This is a genomic window from Streptomyces sp. NPDC006872, from assembly GCF_040635845.1.
GTDB lineage: Bacteria > Actinomycetota > Actinomycetes > Streptomycetales > Streptomycetaceae > Streptomyces.
In genome coordinates this window covers 345,292-359,653 of sequence record NZ_JBEYIL010000010.1, presented here as the reverse complement: position 1 = coordinate 359,653, position 14,362 = coordinate 345,292, and the positions used below count along the sequence as shown (strand labels likewise).

The following is a 14,362-nucleotide window of genomic DNA, read 5'->3' as shown; positions in this document are numbered from 1 at the left end:
TTCGGCTGTCTTGTCGGTTACAGGCCCGCGAGGGTGAGGGCGCTCGCCGTGACCGAGCGGGCGATCGTGGCCGCGAACTCCGGACTGTGATCCTGGTCGGTGAGGGTGTCTCCAGGGGTGTGGTACTGCCTGGTGCCCGTGCCGGGCCCACCGTCCAGAGCGAAAATGTCCTCGGAGACGGCGATGGCCGCCCACCCCCGCTCGTGGAAGCTGGCGTGGTCGCTCCGGCCGATCGCCGGATCGGAAGGGCCCGTGAGCTGTTGGACCGTCACCGCGGGGTCGACGGCGGGAACGGTGTCCGCCACGAGAGCGCCCAGCGCGTCGGATGCGCCGACGACCGGACCCGTCACCGCGGAACCGGCGTGGATCTCGACGGTGGGTGGGCTGCCCTGTTGGCGACCCGCGATCATGTCCATCTGGAAGACAGCGGCGATGCGGTCTTCCGCCGCTGCGGCGGCCCGCGCATAGAACTTGCTGCCGACCAGACCCTGTTCCTCAGCGTTGAAGAGCACGAAGCGCACGTTCCGGGTCGGTGTCCTGCCCTCGTCGAGCAAGTCGTGCAGGCATTCTGCCGCGGCCATGACGGCGGCCGTTCCGCTGCCGTCGTCGTCGGCGCCCGGTGCGGGGTCCACGGCAGGATCGTAGGGGCGCGGGTCACCGTTCTCGTCGACGAATTCACCGCTGGAGGCAGTGGAGTCCAGATGAGCGGTGATGAGGACCGTGGAGTCCGCCCCGGCTACCTGGTGCTCGGCCTCCACGTTGAACAACCGGCGTCCGCGCCACCGGAACCGGTGCAGTCGTACCCTCAGGCCGAGGTCCTGGAAGCGGTCCGCGAGCGCTTCGACGACTCGGGGGTTGTCCGCGGCGGAGGCGTCACGGCTGCTCACCAGCAGCGCCTCGCCGTCTCTGAGCGGTGCGACACCAGAGATGCGCGCGACATGGCCGCGGAGTACCTCGGGGGTCACGGCCGCGCGTACCGCGGCGATCGTCTCCGCGGAGGGGCGGCCGTCTCCGGCTGCCGACGCGGGCGGGCCCGGCGCCGCCGGGCCTCCCGCAAGGCCTGCGGCGAGTCCTTGTGCCCATGCCTCGCCGGGGCGGGACAGGAGTGCCGGGTCCGGAAGCAGTCGCTCGGTGTGGCCGGGCTTCGCGCCCGGCAGGTGGACGTCCTCGATCGGAGCGCCGGCGGGTGCGGCGACGTAGACACCGCCCGGTGCGGGACCCAGCGGGAGGAGCGGCGGGGCCGTGAGGCCGGCGAGTTCGTCTGCGACGACGCCGAAAGCGGACGTGGCGCGTGTGATCGCCCTGTCCGGGCCGTCCGCGACGCCGTCGGCAGGGGTGTGGGTGCGGTCGTCGCGGATCAGGAAGGCCGCTGTGTCCTCCACCGGTCCCCGCAGGTCGACCGTGAAACCGGCCTGTTCGAGTGCCGCGGCGCCGCGCATGCTCGCCATGGCCAGCACGAGCCGCGCGGAGGCGATGTGCACGGGAACGACCTCGGTCTGGTTCGCGACCGTCTCCAGTGCAGGCAGCCCCCGGTCCTCGGGCAGCTCGATCCGCGCCCAAAAGACAGGACGGTTCTCCAGAGCGGCGCCGGTGAACACAGGGTGGGCCGCCGTACGCAGCCCGGCTTGTCCGGCGAATGCGCGCTCCTCGTGGTCCTCGCCCACGAAGACGCACTCGCCGGCTGCGGCGGCCGGGATCCCCTCGCTCCCCGTGCCGGCGACCGCCTCGTCGAAGATCTGACGGCTGTTCTTGGGGCCCCAATGGATGAGCGTGTCGTCCGTGAACCGGCCGGGGAACGCCGCCCGCAGGGCCGACGCGAGCCGCTCCGCGGCGCCTTCGCTCGGGCCCGGGTTGGAGATGACGCCCTTGCGCACGTCGAGGAAGGCGTCAAGAACTGCGAGGACGCGCGGTCGGGGCAGCAGCGTCAGCGAACCGTCCGCCTCCTCCCGGGCATCCGCAAGGGTCGCTCCTATGTCGAAGAAGAGCACGGGCATGTCGGTGCCTCCACGAAGTGAACCGGTCCGGAATCGGCACGTGACCGGTTGTACGTCCCGGGCGGCAACAGCCGTTCGAGGAGCGAGAGAAACCGCGAGAGCGGTGGGCGCGGCGCGAGAGGGTATTCGTGGTATTCGTGGTATTCGCGAGACGGCTCGCGCCGGCCGACCACTCCACACATTCCACTCCGGGAATGGGCTCCCCACCCATCCCATCGTCCGCCTTCGGTTGCGTGCTCGCATCCCGGAATGTAGGCGAATGCCGTTCAACTTTGGACAGTTGAAGGAGTTATGGAGCGCGAGTGACCTTGCGATCGACGACGGCCAGGCTGGTGCTGCCTCCGACGGCTGGACCGGGGCGGTAGCCCGCGTCGCCGACAAGCGTCACCCTCCCCCACGACCATGTGTTTTCTAGGGCGAGCGCACCTGTGGTGTGACGTGGCGTGGACGGGCCTCGTTGATCTTCTGAGGCTCGTTCTCGGGGGGTGTGGCTCTGTGGCGGGTTGATGTATGGACCGTCACGACGAAGGAGTTGCACGTGCGGGCGTTTCCCGTGGATCTGCCGTCCGGTGCGCGGTACTGGACAGTGATCGATGAAGATCTGTGTGTGGTGCCGGTCTCCGATCAGTGGCTTCGGTTCCTGCGGTTCGGGCGTAGCCGGACGGAGCTGACGACGCGGTCGTACGCCGGCGGGGCCGTCTTCTACTTCCGCTGGTGCCGGGCGACGGGGCGGCGGTGGGAAGAGGCGGCGCGGGACCTGGGCTTGTTCATGGTGTGGCTGCGCTATTCGCCGGCCCGGTTGGACGCCGAGACCTCGACGGTCGTGTGGGGTCCGGGTACTCGGCCCTTGCGGGGCGAGCGGCGGGTGAACGGGGTGCTGGCCGCGGTGCGCGGCCTGCTGTCGTACGCCGTGTCGGTGGGCGCGGTGCACCGGTCGGTGTTGGGGCAGCTGTATGAGCTGGCTGACAGCCGGGATCTTCCGGAGGAGGCGAAGGGGGAGGAGACGGGCCTGTATTACCGGTTGCGGGCGCGGCACCGGCTGCAGGAGCCGAAGGCAAACGTCGACCGGGCCCGGGACGACGAGCTTGTGGCGATGTTTCTGGCGTGCCGTAGTGCCCGGGACCGGCTGATCGTGTTGCTGCACGGCCGGGTGGGTCTGCCGCGGGGCCAGGTTGCGGGGCTGCGCCGCAATGACTGCCATCTGCTGCCCGATTCCCGTGCTCTGGACTGCGACGAGGAGGGCGCGCACGTGCATGTGCGGCGCCGCGCGAACTCGAATCGGGCGTGGTCGAAGTCGAAGACGGCGTGGGTGCAGCCGCTGGACTTCCTCGTGGTGCAGGCGTTCGACCAGTACGTCGACGAGCGGCTGGGTGCGGGTGGCAGCGACTCTCTGCTGGTGAACCTCTCACGCAAGCCGCTGGGCGCGCCGATGTCCCCGGCGGCGATGGGCGAGCTGTTCGAGCGGCTGTCGGCGCGTGCGAAGCTGGGGCGCAAGGTCGGCCCGCCAATGGCCCGGCGTGCGTTCGGCAGCAACGTCGCGAATGCCGGGGGCAGTTGGGACGAAGTGCAGATGCTGCTGGGGCAGGAGCATCCCGAATCGGTCGCACCGTACGTGATCCCGGACCGCAGCCGGGTGCGCGAGGCTGTCGAGCGGGTTCCCTCGCCGCGGGAACTGTCCGGGCGAGGTGAGCGATGACGGCGCCGCAGCCGGTCACGGTCGGGCCGTTCCTCGGTGAGGACGATCCGCGGACCCGGCAGATCGTGGAGGCCCTGGACCCGGACTTTCTGCGGATCGTGCGGTGGGACTGGGTGCTGCGGGTGATCTTCTACCCCGTAGATCATCCCGTGCTGGGCATGCCGGACTGCTGCGTGAACGGGTGCAGCAGGGGGGTGAGGTTCGACCGGAAGATGTGTACGGGCTGCGAGCGGGCCTGGAAGGAGTCGGGGCTGTCTCTGGAGGACTTCGCCAATAGGGCCAAGCCCCGGATGCTGGGCATGCGGCAGGAGATGTGCCGGGTGCAGCGCTGCGGCAGGCCGGCCAAGTCTGCGCGGAGCGCACTGTGCGACCCGCACCACCGACAGCGGGCGGATACCCTGAAGCTGCCGATGGAGGACTTCCTGCACCACCCCGCGGTCACTCCTCGCGCAAGCACCGGGCAGTGCGAGGTGGAGGTCTGCTACCGGCTTCGCGACTACGAGAACTCCCGTTACTGCAAGGCACACTCGCCGCGGCTGAAGTACGCCGACAGGCGCGGCGAGGTGACGGACGAGGAGACGTGGCGGCGCATGGCGCCGGCCGTCCACGCCGACCGGGAACTGTGTCTGCGGGGCCTGCCGGATCGGGTCGTCGCAGAGGTTCTTTACGGTCTGCAGGCCCGTACTGAGTCGGGCGTCAAGACGTGGGATCACTTCCTGCGGCCGTTGTGTGACCGGCTCAGGGAGATGCAGGCGCCGACCCTGGAGGTCATGAACGATCCGGAGGTCTTCGAGACGCTCGCGCACGTGAAGTCGACGCGCGGCGTGGTCCGGATGATGCTGACGTGGCTGGGACGGCTCGGAGCGACGGCGGAGTCGGAGCGCCGCAAGGACGTGTGGGACCTGAAGATCTTCACAGGGCAGAACGGCACTCTGGACTTCACCCGGATTTCGCAGCCGGCCCTGCGGGAAGCGGTGAAACATTGGGCCTACGACGACTTGCCGCGCCGGCGGGGCCAGCGGCCTGGGGGCTCGGTGCAGCCGTACGTGACGGCCATGAACCTGCTGTCGGAGAGCCTGCGCCTGCAGCGCGAGGACGGCGGCATGCATCCTGCCGAGCTGCGCCGCGGGGACATCGTCGCCTTCTGCAACCGGCTGGCGTTCCTGACCGAGACGGGTCGGATCTCCGCTCGCACCCGCAGCCACACCGTCCGCAACACAGCGCTCGTGTTGACCCGTATCCGCACTCTGGGGCTGACGCATCCGGGAGGGCCGATGGCGGGCCTGCCCACCGGCTTCCGGCTCCAGCGCGAAGACACCCCCGACGAACCCGAGGACACCGAGGCCGGCAAGAACCTTCCCGACGCGGTCATGCGACAGTTGTGCGAGCACCTCGACGAGCTGGAGCAACTGATCAGCCGGGAGGTCCGCGTGGGGACCGAACTGCTGATGGACACCGGTCGGCGCCCCGAGGAGATCCGCGAGCTGCCCCACGACTGCCTCGGGCAGGACCCCGACGGCTCCCTCGTCCTGGTCTACGACAACTACAAGTCCTACCGCATGGGACGGCGGCTGCCGATCGGCGAGGCCACCGCTGCCGTGATCACCACCCAGCAGCAGCGCGTGCGCGACCTCTTCCCCGGCACCCCGCTCGGCGAGCTGAAATTGCTGCCGAGCACGCGGGCCAACCCGCACGGCACCAAGGCGATCCACTCCATCGGCGAAGGGCACCGCACCTGGGTGGACGCGCTGCCCGATGTCCTGGTCCCCACCACCGTGGAGGAGAACGGGCAGCCCGTCACCCGCATGCTGCCGTTCGACAAGACCAGGATCTTCCCCTACGCCTACCGGCACAGCTACGCCCCGGGTCGGCCAGGAGAGGCGGCGGGAGGCCGTGGACCGGGTGATCGCCTTGCAGTTCGACCGCAACGGCACCCGCATCTGGCACAAAGCCCAGTCGCTGGACTCCGAGCACGTCCGGCGGGCCATCGGAGAGGTCAGCGTCCCCTACGGGGTCTGCCAGGAGCCCTCGAACGTGGCGGCCGGCGGCCAGAGCTGCCCCATCCGGTTTAGGTGCGTGGGCTGCGACCACTTCCGCACGGACGTCTCCTACCTGCCCGACCTGCAGGCATACCTGGCCGACCTGCTGCGCAGCCGGGAGAGGCTGATGTCGGCGTTCGCCGCAGACGACTGGGCGCGCAGCGAGGCGATGCCCTCGCAGGAGGAGATCCGCCGGGTGCGTCGGCTGATCGACCGCGTCAAGGCCGATCTCGGCGACCTCACGCCGGAGGCGCAGGCACAGATCAGCGAAGCCGTCGCCGTCGTCCGGCGCAGCCGGACAACGATGCTCGGCATGCCGCGCATCAGGCCGCCCATGTCCGACGCCCACAGCTCGGAGTCCGTATGAGCACACACATGGCCGACGGCCACCGCGCCGACAGCGAGCGCCGCCGCCAGCGGGTAAAGGCCGCCCTTCAGAAGGCTGTTGCCAGCGGGAGCACGGTCAGCGTGAGCGGCATCGCCCGGCAAGCCGGCGTCGACCGCACCTTCCTCTACCGCCACCGCGACCTGCTCGCGCTGATCCACGCGGCCGAACGAGAGCCGCACGGATTTCCGTCCTCGGCCAGCCCGCCTGTCAGCCTGGCCTCGCTTCAAACCGATCTCGCCAACTCCCACGCCCGCAACACCCGGCTCGTCACACAGATCCGGCGCCTGGAGCGGCGCCTGTCGGAGCTCATGGGGAAGCAGGCGTGGCGTGAATCGGGGCTGGGTGCACCCGCCGATCATGAAGAACTACAGCGTCAGGTCACGCGCCTGGAACAGATGAACACCGACCTGACCGCCCAACTGGAGGAGAGAGACGCGGAGCTGGAGGCGGCTCGCGCTGCCAACCGGGAACTGACCCGGGCCCTCAACCAGCGCGAATCCGTCGGCCGGTAGCTCAGACGGGGTATTGAGTAAACCGCTGGGCCCCCAGCAGGAACCTGACTGAGTTCATGCCTGCCGCGACCAGCCTTTTCGCGCTGCGCGTCACGTACTGCGCGTCCAGGAGCCGAGCACCATCAACGTTTTGGTGCCGGTGACGCCCCTCTCCCGACGGAGCCCGTCGATGACCTTCTGCAAGTGCGCGATGTCCCGCACCCGTACATGGACGAGAGCGTCAGGGTCTCCGGCGGTCGTGAAGGCCGCCTGCACCTCGGGCACTTTGTGGGTGGTTCCCAGGATCTCGCCGACGGCCGTGTTGCCGGTGTAACTGAGCTCGACGAAGGCTTCGATTCCCCAGCCGAGTTTCGTGTGATCGATCTGCACGGTGAAGCCGGTGATGACACCGATGTCCCGGAGCCTGTCCACGCGGCGTTTGACCGCAGCCACGGACAGCCCGACTTCCGGGGCCATCTCGGAAAAGGAACGGCGGCCGTCCTCCCGCAGCAGGTCGAGCAGCTTGCGATCGACGTCGTCGATCTCATTCAGCGGCATCTCTTGGTCTCCTTCTCAACGCAATAAAACAGATGCTATCGGGCTCTGTGTGCAAAAAGTTTGCACGTACAAGGTTGAGTGTCGCAACAACTTGCGTCAACGGGTGCGCTCTGTTGTGCTGGTCTCCAGCCCGGCTGAGGGTTGGCCGTCTGCGAGGCCCGCCCCGGCTGCGGGCACGCGACGGCGTTCCGAGGCCCTGCGGGTGACTGCAAACCGCCTGCGGCCGAATCTGAGAAAGGGCACGTGCACCATGCCTAAGAAGATCATCGACACCGGATCGTCTCTCGGTCCGTACTCGTCCGCCGTGGTGGCCGGCAACCACCTCTACGTGGCGGGTCACTGTGGATTCCTTCCCGGCACGCCCGACATCGCGGAGGGCGGGCTGGAGGCGGAGTTCCGGCAGACCCTGAAGAACCTCGAAGCGACGATCCTCCAGGCCGGCTTCCGCCTCGAAGACGTCGTCTCGACCACCTGCTACCTGCGCGACATGGACCACTGGCCGCTCCTCAACGAGATCTACAGCGGCTACTTCGCCAAGGACGTGCCCGCTCGCGCCGCGGTCGCCGTTGTGGGCCTGCCCCTCGGCGCGAACCTTGAGATCACCTGCGTGGCCTGGCGCGACGACACCGGCACAAACTGAGCAGCGCCGCCGAAGACCTCTCCACCGCTACCAAGAATCTCTCTATGCACACCCCATCGCCTGCCGTGTCCGTCGACTCTCCCGAGCACGCACCCCAGCCTGCGTCCAAGTCCTCGTCCGAGGCCGCGGCGGCGCTGAAGGACTCCGGGGCCGTCGGCCTGGGCATGTTCCCTCTGGGCGTGGCTTTCGGGGTGCTGGTCGTCCACTCCGGGCTGAGCTGGTGGTGGGCACCGGTCATCTCCGGTCTCGTCTACGCCGGCTCGCTGGAGTTCCTGCTCGTGGGGATGATCGTCGCGCTCGCTCCGCTGGCGCAGATCGCCCTGTCGGCCTTCCTGATCAACTTCCGGCATGTGTTCTACGCACTGTCCTTCCCTTTGCACCGGGTCGAAAGCCCGGCCGGGAAGGCGTACGCCGTCTTCGGGATGACCGACGAGGCATACGCGCTGACCTCCGGCGGCGCGGCCCGGTCCTGGTCCGGCCGGCGCATCCTGTGGCTGCAGGCATTCCTGCAGACCTACTGGGTGTCGGGAGCGACCGCGGGCGCCCTGCTCGGGGCGGTGATCCCCCCGCAAGTGGTGGGTCTGGACTTCGCCCTGACCGCCTTGTTCGCGGTACTGACCGTCGACGCCGTACGGGCGCGGCGCGAGCTGCCCACGCCGGTACTGGCCCTGATCTGCGCGCTCGTCGCACGGTTCGCCTTCCCCAGCCAGATGCTCCTCGCCGCCTTCGCCCTGTTCACCACCGCCCTCCTGGCCCGCTACACCCTGACCAAGAAGGCCGCCCGTGCCTGACAGGCCCTACGTCGTCGCCGCCGTCGCCGTGTGCGTCGCCATCACCTTCGCCCTGCGGGCTCTGCCCTTCGCCGTCCTGACGCCGCTGCGCACCAGCGCAGTGGTGCACTACCTCAACGCCCGCATGCCGGTCGGCGTGATGCTGATCCTCACCGTGTACACGCTGCGCGGCCTTTCCCTGACCGCCCCGCGCCAGCTGGTGGCGCCCGCGATCGCCCTGGCCGCCACCCTCGGCCTGCACCACTGGCGGCACAACGCCGTGCTGAGCATCTTCGGCGGCACCGCCGTCCATGTGGCCCTCGCCAGCACCCTCACCCCCCACTGACCTCACCAGGCCGGCCGCGAATGCCGCCACCCCGGGCGTCCGTCGCGGCATCCAGCGCCGCGGCCCTCCATCGGGCGAGGCCGACACGCGGGCAGATCGTCGCCACCGTAGGCGGCGAACCCGGGAAAGCGACGATGAAGGCCGGCCAGCAGCTGCCCAACTGCCCGGCACAAGACGGGGCGCCCCGGGCAAGCAGCCTCTTGGCCAGGCCCACGACCGAAGCAGGGAGAGATCCATGTACGGCATCCAGGTTTCGCAGTTCGGCACCGAGGACGTCCTGACGTACACCGAGCTGCCCGCCCCCGAGCCGGGTCCCGGGCAGGTCCGCGTGCGGATGCACGCCGTCGGCGTCAATCCCGCCGACACCTACATCCGCTCTGGCACCTATGCGTTCTACACCCCGCAGCTGCCCTACACCCCGGGCTTCGACGGTGCCGGCATCGTCGACGGGGTCGGCCCCGGCGTCGACACGGCTCTGACGGGCGAGAGGGTCTTCGTGGCGGCGCTCGGCACGGCGGGATGCTCTGGAACCTACGCCGAACTGGCGGTCGTCGACGCCCGCGCGGTCCACCCGCTGCCGGCCGCCCTGTCCTTCGGCCAGGGCGCGGCGGTCGGCGTCCCTTGTCTGACCGCCTGGCGCGCCCTGTTCCAAAAGGCCCGGCTGAAGGCCGGTGAGACGGTTCTCATCCACGGCGCGAGCGGCGGGGTCGGCATCCACGCCACGCAGCTGGCCCACGATGCCGGAGCCATCGTCATCGGCACCGCGGGCTCCAGCACGGGAGCAGATCTCGTCCGTGCCGCAGGAGCCCAGCATGTCCTCGACCACAGCACCCCCGGCTACCTCGACGAACTGGCGCAGATCACCGACGGACACGGCGTCTCGGTGATCATCGAGATGCAGGCCGACATCAACCTGGAGCACGACCTCCAAGCCCTCGCCACCTACGGCCGGGTGGTCATCGTCGGCAGCCGCGGCAGCCTGGACTTCACCCCCCGGCTCGCCATGCTCAAAGAAGCCACCATCCAGGGCACCGCACTCTGGTACGCCACCGCACAGGAAGCCGCCGACGCCCTCACGGCCGTGGCGGCGGGACTCGACAACGGAGTCATCCAACCGGTCGTCGGAGACGAATTGCCCCTACGTGAAGCGGCAGCAGCCCACCGCAAGATCCTCGAATCCGGAACACGAGGCAAGCTCATCCTGACCACCGACTGACCCCAGGGGAGCATGTCGCGCGCGTACGCCCCAGAGAGTTGGGCGCAGCGCCTGCTGCGATCGCCTCTGCCGAGGCGAGGCAGCCACCTTTCTGCTGCGGCTGATCTGGCAGCAGCGAGCCCTGGCGGCGGAACTGCCGACGGGGCTTCATCTGAACCGGCGATACCGCCACACCTGTTGCGCCTGCTGGCGTCGGCCAAACCGGCACTCAGCTGCACAAGCCAAACCGACCCACTTTCGCGCCACAGCCTCTACCCGAGAGAAGTCCTGTCCATGCGGAGCTGGGTGATCGAGTCGAAGTAGAACGCCGGAGTGCGGTCGAGCTCGTACACCCAGCGGTGCGCGTGGGCGTGCATGCCGGCGAACGCACCGCGCAGGAGCTCCTTCTGCCGGGGCACGCCATGGTGGTGGTAGCCGAGCTCGCTCCGGAACAGGAACAGGGCCCGCGCGTCGCCGGGGTGCCGCGCGCGCCATATGCCGACGGTGCGACCGACTCCGACGTGGATGAGGAGTTCGCCGTCGAGGTCGGAGACGTTCGGCAGGGTCAGCACCCCGAGGTAGGCGCCGATGAAGGCGTCCAAGCGGGACTCCTCGTCAAAGACGAGACAGCACACGTTGGAGTGCAGCCCGTCCGCGCCGACGACGAGGTCGAAACGGCGCGGCGCGGCGTTTTCTCCTCGTATGCATCCAGAACGGGGCGACTCGTCCGACGGCTACCAGGTGGGTGTCACGTCGGATCCGAAGCCGCCATGGGCCGGGCGCTTCTCGAAGTGGAGGTGAGGGCCGGTGGAATTCCCGGTCGAGCCGACTTCCCCGATCTTCTGGCCGGCCTTGACCGAACCCCCTTTGACGGTCTGTTCGGAGAGATGGCAGTACCAGTAGTCGAATCCGTTGGCGCGCAGCACGAGGAAGTCGCCGAAGCTGCGGTCGAATCCTTCGCGGACGATGGAGCCGCTGAGCACCGCGACACAGGGTGTGCCTTTCGGAGCCGCGTAGTCCGCGCCTGTGTGGCGGCCCAGGCTCCAGTGAGGCCCCTTCACTCCGTGGGCGGTCGTGACGCCGTGTCGCGGTACAGGAGATGCGACGCGGCCACCAGGAACAGGTGACGCCGTCGGGACCTGGAGCCGGTCCCAGGAAGTCTTGCCCGGCAGGCCGTTGGCTTCGGCCCCCTTGAATCCGATCTTGCGTTGCCAGGCGGCGTACGACTGTTGGTCCACGTCCGTCCACTCGGGTCCGGGACCCGTCCGGTACTTGCCGCACCCTTCCGTCACCAGGCGTTTGCCCATCGCGGCGATCAGCGGACTGCGTTGCCCCTTGTGGAAGAAGGTCGATCCTGGGAATGGCGCCAAAGCAGGCATGTCCTTATCCCTTCAGTAAGGAGCCGGATCACGATGCGGATTGGCCTGTTGAACGCGCGAGATGTCGCCGTACCGCCGCCAGATGTAGTTGATCGCTGCCGCGATGTTCGCCACCGGGTCGTAGATCCGGTGGGACGTACCCGCCTGGTGGTTCTCGGCGAACGTCCCGGGAATCACCTGCGCGTAGCCGCGTGAGCAGTTGAGCTTTGCACCGTCCGACTGGACTGCGCCTGTCGCGTTCACGTCAGCCGGGTTCACCGCGTTCGGCTTGAAGGACGACTCGCGGAACATGAGGGTCAGCAGGTTCGCTCCGTTGCCGACCCCCGTGGCCCAACTCCTCGGTGCGCCGGTCAGGTCGCATGCCTGCTCGGCGAACGCGCGGGCCGTGGGCTCGTCGACGGCCACACCCGAGTTCTTCGAGAACTGTACGGAACTCTTGGTGATGGCACCGGGATGGCGGCAGTCCACAACGAATCCGGCTCTGGCTCCGAGTTTGGCCAGTGAGGAGCATCCGGGAAATCCATCGGCAGCCGAGCCGGTGAATCCCAGCATGCGCTGCCATTCCGCGTAGGCCGTTCTCGTCTGCTCACCGAAGAACCCGGTGGCGCCGGCGGGGATGCTTATTCCCACTGCGATGAGCGCCGCCTGAGTGGCCTTGACCTCATCGTTGACCTTGCCGAAGCGCACGTTGGACAGAGCAACCATTGCGCCCCCTCGGGAGAGGATGGAGGCCGCCGGTCAAGGAGTGCGCCTGCCGGTCGGTCAGGGTTGCCTTATTTCCAGAATGCGACCGATGTGAGTCGCACGCAAACCCGGAAGGGTGCCGGCAAGCGAGTTCTCTGACGATCAGGTCATCAAAGCCCCAGAAAATCCGCCGGCCTTGCTCGGAAAACCTCAGACGTTGGGGACCTCGAGCCTGTCCCAGCTGAACCGGCCGGGGACGCCGTCGGCAGCGCTTCCCTCGAAACCCAGCTTCTCCTGCCAGGCGGTGTACGACCTCACATCGCCCGCTCCCCACACGTCGAGAGCGGCGCTGAATGTGTAGCGGTCGCAGTCTTCGGCGACGAGCCGACCGTGCATTCCCTCGATGACGGGCGACTTGCGCCCCGCCTGGAAGAACGACGCACCGGGGAACGGCTCGAACCGGGGCTCAGCAGGGATCGGTCCAGTCGGCTGGGACACCAGCGCCGGCCAGGAACCGGGGTCGACGTGGTCGTTCTCCGGGACATGCGCATGGGCGTACCAGCCGCCTTGCGCCCTCCACTTGTCGGCCGGACACGTATTGCGGGACAGGGAGGTCGGGCGGCCCATGGGCCAGACGTCCGGTATGCCCCACGAGCTGATCCATGCGTGGAGATCGCCCCAACCCTTGCACGGAGTGTCGACCAGCCTTGCGAACACCTCGCCGTTGACGCGGCAGTGCGGGAAGAACAGGGACTCGATCTGGATGACGACTTCGCCGGCCCGGTTGGTGCGAGTGCCACCGGCCGTGTCGAACAGGGCTTTGCTGCGGGAAGTGGCGGGGAAGAACTGGGCGAACGCTCCGGTGAAGGGATCCCAGAGGATGTGCGGAGCCTGGCCTTTGCCGCTGCCGGTGAAGAAGCCCTGGAGGTTCACGAACGGGACCAGATCCAGGGGGGTTTCGGCGGTGGCTTCCCTGTCCCCCGTGATGTGCGCTATCGCCCTTGCCGGGAATTCGGGGTCACACGGCGCATGGTCACCGATGTCCGCCTTGAGGGCTTGGGGCATCCATGGATTGGGCATGCGGAATTCCTTCCCTCTTCGCACCCGCGCATGATCGCGGGTGCGGCGGGGTGAGACGGGGTGAGACGGGGAGGGGCCGCCGGACGAACAACGGACCGTGCAGCAGATCACGGCTCGCCATAGCGAACTGGACGCGCTGGCGAACTGGACGCGCTGACCGACGAGTTGACTGAGCAGCAGCCCGGGAACCCGCCGCCGATCAGGCAGCGGGTCCGGGCGCGGCCACGACACGTGGGCCGATGCCGTATCAACTCTTTGCTGCGCGAGGCTCCATCACACCCTGCGGCATCCCGTGCTCCCCGACACTCGCCGCACCTGCTGCACCTGCTGCACCTGCTGCACCTGCGGCCCGAGGCTCCATCGCACCCTGCGGGGCGCGAGGCTCCATACCGCCCAGCGGCATCCCGTGCTCCCCGACACTCGCCGCACCTGCTGCACCTGCGGCCCGAGGCTCCATCGCACCCTGCGGCATGCCGTGCTGCTGCACAGTCGCCGCGCTCGCGGCGCGAGGCTCCATACCGCCCAGCGGCATCCCGTGCTCCCCGACACTCGCCGCACCTGCTGCACCTGCTGCACCTGCGGCCCGAGGCTCCATCGCACCCTGCGGCATGCCGTGCTGCTGCGCACTCGCCGCGCCGTCGGTCGTGGAATAGCTTCCGTTCGCTCTTGTCATATCAGACACCCGTTCCCGCCGTGTGGTCTGTCCTGACTGCCGGTCAACTACGCCTGGGTCCGCCACTGGTGCCAGACCGCGTTGTCGGTGCCGCGGGCGAAGAACTCCATCCGCCCGTCCGAGTTCACGTTCACCGCGATGTTGCTGGTGATGACACCACCCAGGGACTCCCAGCCCGACCAGCCATTACTCGGAGCCGTCTGCCACTGATGCCACACCGCGCCATCCGTCCCGCGAGCGAAGAACTCCATCCGCCCGTCCCGGTTCCGGCTTACCGCGATGTCGCTGGTGATCACGCCGCCGAGAGACTCCCACCCCGACCAGCCATTACTGGGAGCCGTCTGCCACTGATGCCACACCGCGCCATCCGTCCCGCGAGCGAAGAACTCCATCCGCCCATCGGCATTCACACAGGTCGCGATGTTACTG

14 protein-coding genes and 1 pseudogene are annotated in these 14,362 nt (G+C 68.5%); 8 read left to right on the top strand and 7 right to left on the bottom strand.

The genetic code is table 11. From position 1 onward, the window contains the following. Positions 1 to 17 precede the first annotated feature (17 nt). Positions 18 to 1,994, bottom strand: a complete 1,977-nt coding sequence (locus tag ABZ725_RS29350; protein WP_358805535.1) for a M20/M25/M40 family metallo-hydrolase — start codon at positions 1,992 to 1,994, stop codon at positions 18 to 20. A 538-nt stretch (positions 1,995 to 2,532) separates the two neighbouring features. On the opposite strand from ABZ725_RS29350, the gene ABZ725_RS29345 reads away from it, so the two are divergent. From ABZ725_RS29345 to ABZ725_RS29330, 4 genes are read left to right on the top strand one after another with little or no spacing between them, the layout of a single operon-like run. Further along, the gene (locus tag ABZ725_RS29345) at positions 2,533 to 3,690 is read left to right on the top strand and encodes a tyrosine-type recombinase/integrase (protein WP_358805534.1); all 1,158 of its coding nucleotides are present in this window, start codon (positions 2,533 to 2,535) and stop codon (positions 3,688 to 3,690) included. Further along, positions 3,687 to 5,762, top strand: coding sequence for a hypothetical protein (locus tag ABZ725_RS29340; protein WP_358805533.1), 2,076 nt, complete (start codon positions 3,687 to 3,689; stop codon positions 5,760 to 5,762). Before ABZ725_RS29345 ends, ABZ725_RS29340 begins: the two co-directional genes overlap by 4 nt. 4 nt (positions 5,763 to 5,766) lie before the next feature. Then, complete coding sequence (locus tag ABZ725_RS29335) at positions 5,767 to 6,096, top strand: transposase (RefSeq protein WP_358805532.1); 330 nt, start codon at positions 5,767 to 5,769, stop codon at positions 6,094 to 6,096. An 8-nt stretch (positions 6,097 to 6,104) separates the two neighbouring features. After that, positions 6,105 to 6,629, top strand: coding sequence for a DUF6262 family protein (locus ABZ725_RS29330; RefSeq protein ID WP_358805531.1), 525 nt, complete (start codon positions 6,105 to 6,107; stop codon positions 6,627 to 6,629). 90 nt (positions 6,630 to 6,719) lie between these two features. Here ABZ725_RS29330 and ABZ725_RS29325 read toward each other — a convergent pair whose 3' ends face one another. Next, complete coding sequence (locus ABZ725_RS29325; protein ID WP_358805530.1) at positions 6,720 to 7,166, bottom strand: Lrp/AsnC family transcriptional regulator; 447 nt, start codon at positions 7,164 to 7,166, stop codon at positions 6,720 to 6,722. Between the two features lie 250 nt (positions 7,167 to 7,416). Between ABZ725_RS29325 and ABZ725_RS29320 the strand changes: the two genes are divergently transcribed. The 4 genes from ABZ725_RS29320 (at position 7,417) to ABZ725_RS29305 (ending at position 10,138) form a co-directional block, all read left to right on the top strand. Then, positions 7,417 to 7,806 (top strand): Rid family hydrolase, encoded by a 390-nt coding sequence (locus ABZ725_RS29320; protein ID WP_358805529.1) that lies wholly within the window; start codon positions 7,417 to 7,419, stop codon positions 7,804 to 7,806. 44 nt (positions 7,807 to 7,850) lie between these two features. Beyond that, on the top strand, positions 7,851 to 8,597 hold the full coding sequence (locus ABZ725_RS29315) for an AzlC family ABC transporter permease (protein WP_358805528.1): 747 nt from the start codon (positions 7,851 to 7,853) through the stop codon (positions 8,595 to 8,597). Further along, complete coding sequence (locus tag ABZ725_RS29310; protein WP_358805527.1) at positions 8,590 to 8,922, top strand: AzlD domain-containing protein; 333 nt, start codon at positions 8,590 to 8,592, stop codon at positions 8,920 to 8,922. The genes ABZ725_RS29315 and ABZ725_RS29310 overlap by 8 nt, the downstream gene beginning before the upstream one ends. Positions 8,923 to 9,157: 235 nt before the next feature. Next, positions 9,158 to 10,138: an NADPH:quinone reductase gene (locus ABZ725_RS29305; RefSeq protein ID WP_358805526.1), complete on the top strand. Its 981-nt coding sequence runs from the start codon at positions 9,158 to 9,160 to the stop codon at positions 10,136 to 10,138. 251 nt (positions 10,139 to 10,389) lie between these two features. Here the strand turns inward: ABZ725_RS29305 and ABZ725_RS29300 are convergent, their stop codons facing one another. The 5 genes and pseudogenes from ABZ725_RS29300 to ABZ725_RS29280 all read right to left on the bottom strand — a co-directional run. Further along, on the bottom strand, positions 10,390 to 10,719 hold the full coding sequence (locus tag ABZ725_RS29300; RefSeq protein ID WP_358805525.1) for a hypothetical protein: 330 nt from the start codon (positions 10,717 to 10,719) through the stop codon (positions 10,390 to 10,392). Positions 10,720 to 10,851: 132 nt separating this feature from the next. Continuing rightward, the gene (locus ABZ725_RS29295; RefSeq protein WP_358805524.1) at positions 10,852 to 11,487 is read right to left on the bottom strand and encodes a peptidoglycan-binding protein; all 636 of its coding nucleotides are present in this window, start codon (positions 11,485 to 11,487) and stop codon (positions 10,852 to 10,854) included. A gap of 21 nt (positions 11,488 to 11,508) precedes the next feature. After that, positions 11,509 to 12,201 carry a transglycosylase SLT domain-containing protein gene (locus tag ABZ725_RS29290; RefSeq protein ID WP_358805523.1) on the bottom strand — a complete coding sequence of 231 codons (693 nt, stop codon included), beginning with the start codon at positions 12,199 to 12,201 and terminating at the stop codon, positions 11,509 to 11,511. 189 nt (positions 12,202 to 12,390) lie between these two features. Next, positions 12,391 to 13,260 carry a peptidoglycan-binding protein gene (locus ABZ725_RS29285; RefSeq protein ID WP_358805522.1) on the bottom strand — a complete coding sequence of 290 codons (870 nt, stop codon included), beginning with the start codon at positions 13,258 to 13,260 and terminating at the stop codon, positions 12,391 to 12,393. A 720-nt stretch (positions 13,261 to 13,980) separates the two neighbouring features. Beyond that, positions 13,981 to 14,362 (bottom strand): annotated as a pseudogene (locus tag ABZ725_RS29280) (hypothetical protein); the annotation flags it as partial.

Bases quoted from the DNA above. Each gene is read 5' to 3' on its own strand.
- ABZ725_RS29350 (WP_358805535.1), bottom strand. From the start codon at position 1,994: ATGCCCGTGCTCTTCTTCGACATAGGAGCGACCCTTGCGGATGCCCGG.
- ABZ725_RS29340 (WP_358805533.1), top strand. From the start codon at position 3,687: ATGACGGCGCCGCAGCCGGTCACGGTCGGGCCGTTCCTCGGTGAGGAC.
- ABZ725_RS29330 (WP_358805531.1), top strand. From the start codon at position 6,105: ATGGCCGACGGCCACCGCGCCGACAGCGAGCGCCGCCGCCAGCGGGTA.
- ABZ725_RS29325 (WP_358805530.1), bottom strand. From the start codon at position 7,166: ATGCCGCTGAATGAGATCGACGACGTCGATCGCAAGCTGCTCGACCTG.
- ABZ725_RS29320 (WP_358805529.1), top strand. From the start codon at position 7,417: ATGCCTAAGAAGATCATCGACACCGGATCGTCTCTCGGTCCGTACTCG.
- ABZ725_RS29315 (WP_358805528.1), top strand. From the start codon at position 7,851: ATGCACACCCCATCGCCTGCCGTGTCCGTCGACTCTCCCGAGCACGCA.
- ABZ725_RS29305 (WP_358805526.1), top strand. From the start codon at position 9,158: ATGTACGGCATCCAGGTTTCGCAGTTCGGCACCGAGGACGTCCTGACG.
- ABZ725_RS29290 (WP_358805523.1), bottom strand. From the start codon at position 12,201: ATGGTTGCTCTGTCCAACGTGCGCTTCGGCAAGGTCAACGATGAGGTC.
- ABZ725_RS29285 (WP_358805522.1), bottom strand. From the start codon at position 13,260: ATGCCCAATCCATGGATGCCCCAAGCCCTCAAGGCGGACATCGGTGAC.